General features: G+C 71.7%; 6 protein-coding genes and 2 pseudogenes. 4 read left to right on the forward strand and 4 right to left on the reverse strand.

The features are described from left to right. The 4 genes from ACIBW9_RS06970 to ACIBW9_RS06985 all read right to left on the reverse strand — a co-directional run bounded on the left by ACIBW9_RS06970 (position 1) and on the right by ACIBW9_RS06985 (position 3,999). Positions 1-1,785: a glycoside hydrolase family 15 protein gene (locus ACIBW9_RS06970; protein ID WP_398951938.1), complete on the reverse strand. Its 1,785-nt coding sequence runs from the start codon at positions 1,783-1,785 to the stop codon at positions 1-3. Positions 1,786-1,854: 69 nt separating this feature from the next. Continuing rightward, positions 1,855-2,646, reverse strand: a complete 792-nt coding sequence (locus ACIBW9_RS06975) for an SURF1 family protein (protein ID WP_398951940.1) — start codon at positions 2,644-2,646, stop codon at positions 1,855-1,857. A gap of 49 nt (positions 2,647-2,695) precedes the next feature. Next, a complete protein-coding gene (locus ACIBW9_RS06980; RefSeq protein ID WP_099934050.1) occupies positions 2,696-2,929 on the reverse strand; it encodes a hypothetical protein in 234 nt (77 codons plus the stop codon). An 80-nt stretch (positions 2,930-3,009) separates the two neighbouring features. Beyond that, positions 3,010-3,999, reverse strand: a complete 990-nt coding sequence (locus ACIBW9_RS06985) for a DEDDh family exonuclease (protein WP_398951942.1) — start codon at positions 3,997-3,999, stop codon at positions 3,010-3,012. A 111-nt stretch (positions 4,000-4,110) separates the two neighbouring features. On the opposite strand from ACIBW9_RS06985, the pseudogene ACIBW9_RS06990 reads away from it, so the two are divergent. The 4 genes and pseudogenes from ACIBW9_RS06990 to ACIBW9_RS07005 all read left to right on the forward strand — a co-directional run. Continuing rightward, a pseudogene (locus ACIBW9_RS06990) lies at positions 4,111-4,200 on the forward strand (acetoacetate decarboxylase); the annotation flags it as partial. A gap of 6 nt (positions 4,201-4,206) precedes the next feature. Beyond that, positions 4,207-4,374, forward strand: a pseudogene (locus ACIBW9_RS06995) (amidohydrolase); the annotation flags it as partial. Positions 4,375-4,495: 121 nt separating this feature from the next. After that, the gene (locus ACIBW9_RS07000) at positions 4,496-5,209 is read left to right on the forward strand and encodes a VIT family protein (RefSeq protein WP_398951944.1); all 714 of its coding nucleotides are present in this window, start codon (positions 4,496-4,498) and stop codon (positions 5,207-5,209) included. Positions 5,210-5,334: 125 nt separating this feature from the next. Next, complete coding sequence (locus ACIBW9_RS07005; RefSeq protein ID WP_398951946.1) at positions 5,335-6,381, forward strand: zinc-dependent alcohol dehydrogenase family protein; 1,047 nt, start codon at positions 5,335-5,337, stop codon at positions 6,379-6,381. Positions 6,382-6,485 lie beyond the last annotated feature (104 nt).

The raw sequence follows: 6,485 nt of genomic DNA on the forward strand, positions 1-6,485 counted from the left end.
CTATCCTGCCTCGTCGTCCCCGAACAGGGCGAGGGCGGTGTTCACCAGGCCGACGTGGCTGAAGGCCTGCGGGAAGTTGCCGAGCTGGCGGTCGTCGACGGGGTCGTACTCCTCGGAGAGCAGACCCACGTCGTTGGTGAGCCCCACCAGCCGTTCGAACAGCTCCCGTGCCTCCTTCGTGCGGCCCGTCATGTGCAGGGCGTCCGCGAGCCAGAACGAGCACACCAGGAACGTGCCCTCGTCGCCGGGCAGCCCGTCGACCGTCGTCTCGTCGGTGCTGTAGCGGCGCAGGAAGCCGCCGTGGTCCAGTTCCCGGCGGATCGCGTCGATGGTGCCGGCCACCCGCGGGTCGTCCGGGGGCAGGAATCCCACGCGCGGGATGAGCAGCAGCGCGGCGTCGAGTTCGCGGGAGCCGTAGGACTGGGTGAACGTGTTCCGCTCGGCGTCGAAGCCCTTCTCGCACACCTCGCGGTGCACCTCGTCGCGCAGTGCGCGCCAGCCGTCCAGGTCGCCGCGCAGCTTCGGGTTCTCCTCCAGCGTGCGCACGGCACGGTCGGCGGCCACCCACACCATGATCTTGGAGTGGACGAAGTGGCGCCGGCCGCCGCGCACCTCCCACAGCCCCTCGTCGGGCTGCCGCCACTCGGCGTGCAGCCAGTCCATCAGGGAGGCCTGGATCGCCCACATGTGCGGTTTGACGGACAGGCCCGCCTTCCGGGCCAGCCACAGCGAGTCCAGCACTTCGCCGTACACGTCCAACTGCAACTGGGTCACGGCCCCGTTGCCGATCCGTACGGGCGTCGAGTCCGCGAAGCCCGACAGCCACGGCAGCTCGAACTCGGGCAGCCGCCGCTCGCCCGCCAGGCCGTACATGATCTGCAGGTCGGCCGGGTCGCCCGCGACCGCGCGCAGCAGCCAGTCCCGCCACGCCTCGGCCTCCTCGTGGTAGCCGCAGGCCAGGAGCGCGCCGAGGGTGAGGGTGGAGTCGCGCAGCCAGCAGTAGCGGTAGTCCCAGTTGCGCACCCCGCCGAGCTCCTCCGGCAGGGAGGTGGTGGGGGCGGCGACGATGCCGCCGGTCGGCGCGTAGGTGAGGGCCTTGAGAGTGATCAGGGAGCGCATCACGGCATCGCGGTGGGGACCGTCGTAGCGGCATGCGGCGGACCACTTCTGCCAGTCCTTCACGCTGGAGTGCAGCGCCTTGTACGGGTCGATCCGGGGCGGACGCGGATGGTGCGAGGGGTGCCAGGTGAGCACGAACGCGACCTTCTCCCCCTTCTTGACGGTGAACTCCGAGTGCGTGCCGTAGTCCTCGCCCCAGGTGTGCACCGCGGGTTCGGTGCGCAGCCACACCGAGTCCGGGCCGGCGATCGCCACCCGCCGGCTGTCGGATCTGCGCATCCACGGCACGATCGAGCCGTAGTCGAAGCGCAGCCGCAGCGTGCTGCGCACGGTCACCTCGCCGTGCAGGCCCTCGACGATGCGTACGAGGTCGGGGGCGCGGTCGCGCTGGGGCATCAGGTCGGTGACGCGCACCGCGCCCTCGTCGGTCTCCCACTCGGTGTCCAGGACGAGGGTGTCGGGGCGGTAGGCACGGCGGGTGCAGTGGCCGGCGCCCTTGGGCGCGATGCGCCAGTGGCCGTTCTCCTTGTCGCCGAGCAGCTTGGCGAAGCAGGCCGGCGAGTCGAAGCGGGGCAGGCACAGCCAGTCGACGGAGCCGTCCCGGCCGACCAGGGCCGCGGTCTGTTCGTCGCCGATGAGGGCGTAGTCCTCGATACGGGGGTGCACGGAGGTGCGGGTTCCCGCAAGGGCCGCGGGGCAATCCGGGGTGGGGCCGGGGGAGTGACCGGCGGCCGGCTACACCGCTGCGGGTTCCGCTTCCTCCGACTGCTCCTTGGCGGCCGCTTCCTCCCGGTCCCGGCGCTCGCGCCGAACCAGCACCCACCAGCCCACCGGTACACCGGCGGCGAACAGCCACCACTGGATCATGTACGCGTAGTTCAGCGGGGCGTCCTCACTGCCGGGGTCGGAGATCTGCTCGGGACTGCCGCCCTTCGCCTCCGGTGCCGTCTGCTCGATGTAACCGCCGAGGACCGTGGCCCCGAGCCGCCGGGCCTGCTCCTCGCTGTTGATCAGCATGACCTGCCGGTCCGGCAGCCCCTTGATCTCCTTGATGCCGCTCGCCGCGGTCGTCTCGTCGGCCTTCAGCCGCCCCTGGATGGTGACCTTGCCGGCGGGCGGTGCGGGGATCTTCGGGAAGGTGGTCTGCGCCCCGTTCGCCGGGATCCAGCCGCGGTTGACCAGCACCACCTTGCCGTCCGTCAGGACGAACGGGGTCAGGACATGGAAGCCGACCTCGTCGTCGGCGTTGGTGCGGCGCCTGACGACTTCCTCGCGGGCGGTGTCGAAGGTGCCCGTCGCGGTGACGGTGCGGTACTTGTCGGCACTGGTGACCGCGTGTCCGGGGGAGGTGAGCTGCTCCACGGGGACCGGCTTGGCGTGCAGTGCCGCGGAGACCAGGTCGTTGCGGGCGGTGCGCATCTCGTAGCGGTGCTTCTGCCAGATGCCCAGCCTGATCATCGTGGGGATCAGGAGGAGGGCGATCAGGGTGAGAATCACCCACTGCCGGGACAACAGGAAGCGGTACACCCCACGACCGTACAACTCGGTCGCGGGGTGCATGAGGCCGGGTGGCGGGTCACACCTTGTCGACGATGCCCACCTTGCCCTCCTCGCGGGCGCAGTGCGCTCCGCAGAACCACTGACCGTCGACCTCGACCCCCTGCCCGATGATCTGGACACGACAGTGCTCGCACACCGGTGCCATGCGGTGGATCGCACAGGAGAAGCAGTCGAAGACGTGCACCGCTCCCTGCGCATGCACCTCGAAGGTCATTCCGTAGTCATTGCCACATACTTCACAGGTCGCCATGCGCCACAGGGTGAGCCGTCGCCGCTGCGCGGGCGAGCGGGCGGCGGGCGAGTCGCACGGCAATCACCCGTCCGTACGGGTCATCCGTCGGCGGGCTCCACATCCCTGAGCAGCTGCCCGAAGGCCGCCTCGTCCACCACCGGCGTCCCGTACTGCCGGGCCTTGACCACCTTCGACGTACCCGAGTCCGGGTCGTTGGTGACGAGCAGGCTGGTCAGCCGGGACAGGCTCGTCGCGACATGCAGCCCCGCCTCGACCGCGCGGTCCTCCAGCAGCTCCCGCTCGACGGAGGTGTCCCCGGAGAAGGCGATCCGCATGCCCTGTTTGAGCGGTTTGCCGTCTTCATAACGCCCTGGGTTGGGATACGGGCATGCGGGCCTTTTACGGGAGGGGCGCCAACTGCTCGGCCGATAGCTGCCGTAGCCGCTGCCCTGCTGTCCGATGTGCGGGGCCGGCCGGTCCGCCCACTCCGTCAGCGGCCGGCACTCGTGCAGCGGCAGCCGTACACCACCGGCCGCCGCGGCCGCGAGGCTCGGGCGGAACGCCTCCGCCAGCACCCGCGCGTCGTCCAGCGCGTGGTGCGCGCGCTGCTGTACGACGCCGAAGTGGGCTGCCAGCGACTCCAGCTTGTGGTTGGGCAGCGGCAGCCCGAGCTCCTTGGAGAGCGCGATGGTGCACAGCCGCTGCCGCACCGGCGCCTCGCGCTGCGCACGCGCGTACTCCCGCGCGATCATCTGCCAGTCGAAGACCGCGTTGTGTGCGACGAGCACCCGGCCCTCGAGCCGGGTCGCGAACTCCTCGGCGATGTCCTGGAAAAGGGGCGCGCCCTCGAGCGCCTCGCTCGTCAGACCGTGGATCCACACCGGCCCCGGGTCCCGCTCCGGGTTGACCATCGTGTACCAGTGGTCCTCGACCTCGCCGCGCGCGTCCAGCCGGTAGACAGCCGCGGAGATTATCCGGTCGTCCCGGGCCAGGCCGGTGGTCTCCACGTCAACGACCGCGTATCCCTGCGGATACGCGGCCGGCCACGCCGTGGGGGAGGACACTGCGGTCGGAAGGTCTTCGAGCATGGTCCCTGAGGATACGGCCCGGCACTGACAGTCCTGTCCGTCAGGTGGCCTTCCCCGCCGGTCTGTTCGAGTGCCGCGAATGGCGCGAATGTCTGTGCCCACGGCGTGGGAGTCAGCGCCCAGGCCCTGCTGCCGTACATCCACCAGCGTGACGACGATTCGTGGCAGATCCTCGACGCGCCTCCCCGGGGGCGTGCGTGATGGACCTTCAGGCGCCGCCTCTTCCTGGGCGCGCACGGCGGCAGGAAGCCCTCGCCGTTCCAGGAGGTGAAGCGGCCGCCGCACGAGTACCTGGACCGCCAGGTCCTCATCTGCGCGACCGACACCAAGCGCCGTGAAATGGCCCAGCGTTACGAGATCGGCGTCGACAACATGCCCCCGTGTGGCGGAACTGGCCGAGCCGCTCACCGAACCGCCGGCGGACGCGACCGGCCCGGCGTTCGCCCAGGGAGCGTCGGTACGGTTGTGGTGACCCCCGCGGTGGGATCCTCCCGGTGTGACGGAACCAACGCACGCCGGCGAGGCCCACGGGGGCGCACTGGGTGAGCGGCTGAACTGGCTGCGCGCGGCCGTGCTCGGCGCGAACGACGGCATCGTGTCCACGGCGGGCCTGGTGGTCGGTGTGGCCGGCGCGACGGACCACCGCTCGGCCCTGCTCACCGCCGGCCTCGCGGGTCTGCTCGCCGGATCGATGTCGATGGCTGCCGGGGAGTACGTGTCGGTCTCCACCCAGCGGGACTCGGAGATGGCCGCACTCGCCCTGGAACGGCGGGAGCTGCGCGAACAGCCCGAGGCCGAGCTGGAGGAACTCACCGGGCTGCTGCAGGAGCGGGGCATGTCCCACGAGGTCGCCAGGGAGGCCGCCGAGCAGCTGACCGAACGGGACGCACTCAGGGCGCACGCGCGCGTGGAGCTCGGCATCGACCCCGACGAGCTGACCAACCCCTGGCACGCGGCGTGGGCGAGCTTCCTCGCGTTCACCGTCGGCGCGCTGCTGCCGCTGCTGGCGATCGTCCTGCCGCCCGTTCCCTGGCGGCTCCCGGTCACCGTGGTCTCCGTGCTGGCCGCCCTCGTCCTCACCGGCTGGACCAGCGCACGCCTCGGCGGCGCCCGGCCCGGGCCGGCCGTGCTGCGCAACGTCGCGGGCGGAGCGCTGGCCATGGGCGTCACCTACGCGGCCGGGACGCTGCTGGGGGCGGCCGGGGTCTAGCAGGCCCGATTCCCGCTGGTCGGCGCCGCCCTCGGCGAGCGGCGGGTGTCCGCGGCGGCGTACCGTGAAGTGCGCCCGACCACCCCCCGAGCGCACCCTGACACCGCACGAGAAGGACCCCCGCCATGCGCGCCACCACCATCCACGCCCCGTACGACATGCGCGTGGAGGACGTGCCCGAGCCCGTGGTGCAGCTGCCCACCGACGCCGTGGTGCGGGTGCTGCGCGCCTGCATCTGCGGCAGCGACCTGTGGGCGTACCGCGGCGAGGCGGCCCGGCAGCCGGGGCAGCGCATCGGGCACGAGTTCCTCGGCGTCGTGGAGGAGACCGGCGGCGAGGTCTCGTCCGTCCGGCGGGGTGACCTCGTCGTCGCGCCCTTCATGTGGTCCGACGGTGTCTGCGACTACTGCCGCGAGGGCCTCACCACCTCCTGCGAGCACGGCGGCTTCTGGGGCTCCGTGGGGTACGACGGCGGCCAGGGCGAGGCGGTGCGCGTGCCGTTCGCCGACGGCACCCTCGTCCAACTCCCCAAGGACGCTGCCTCCGACGACCACCTGCTCTCCGCCCTGCTGACCCTCTCCGACGTCCTCGGCACCGGCCACCACGCGGCCCTCGGCGCGGGCGCCCGCCCGGGAGCCACGGTCGCCGTCGTCGGTGACGGAGCCGTCGGCCTGTGCGCGGTGCTCGCCGCCAGGCGGCTCGGCGCGGAGCGGATCATCGCCCTCGGCCGCCACCAGGTCCGCACCGACATCGCGCGCCGCTTCGGCGCCACCGAGGTCGTCGCCGAACGCGGCGAAGCGGCCGTCGAGGCCGTGCGCGAACTCACCCGCGGCCAGGGCGCACACGCCGTCGTCGAGGCCGTGGGGACCGAACAGTCCATGCGTACGGCGGTCGACATCACCCGCGACGGCGGTGCGATCGGCTTCGTCGGCGTGCCGCACGGCAGCGGCACCGGCCTCGACCTCGGCGTCATGTTCGACCGGAACATCGCACTGCGCGGCGGTGTCGCACCGGTCCGCGCCTACATCCCGGAGCTGCTGCCCGACGTCCTGGACGGCACCGTCGACGCCTCACCGGTCTTCGATCTGACGGTCGGTCTGGAGGGCGTCCCCGACGGCTACAAGGCGATGGACGAGCGCACGGCACTCAAGGTGCTCGTCACCAACGACTGACCGACCAGCGACTGACCGACCAGCGACTGACCGACCAGCGACTGACCGACCAGCGACTGACCGACCAGCGACTGACCGACCAGCGACTGACCGACCAGCGACTC

The sequence above is a fragment of the Streptomyces sp. NPDC049541 genome (genome assembly GCF_044465725.1).
Lineage (GTDB): Bacteria > Actinomycetota > Actinomycetes > Streptomycetales > Streptomycetaceae > Streptomyces.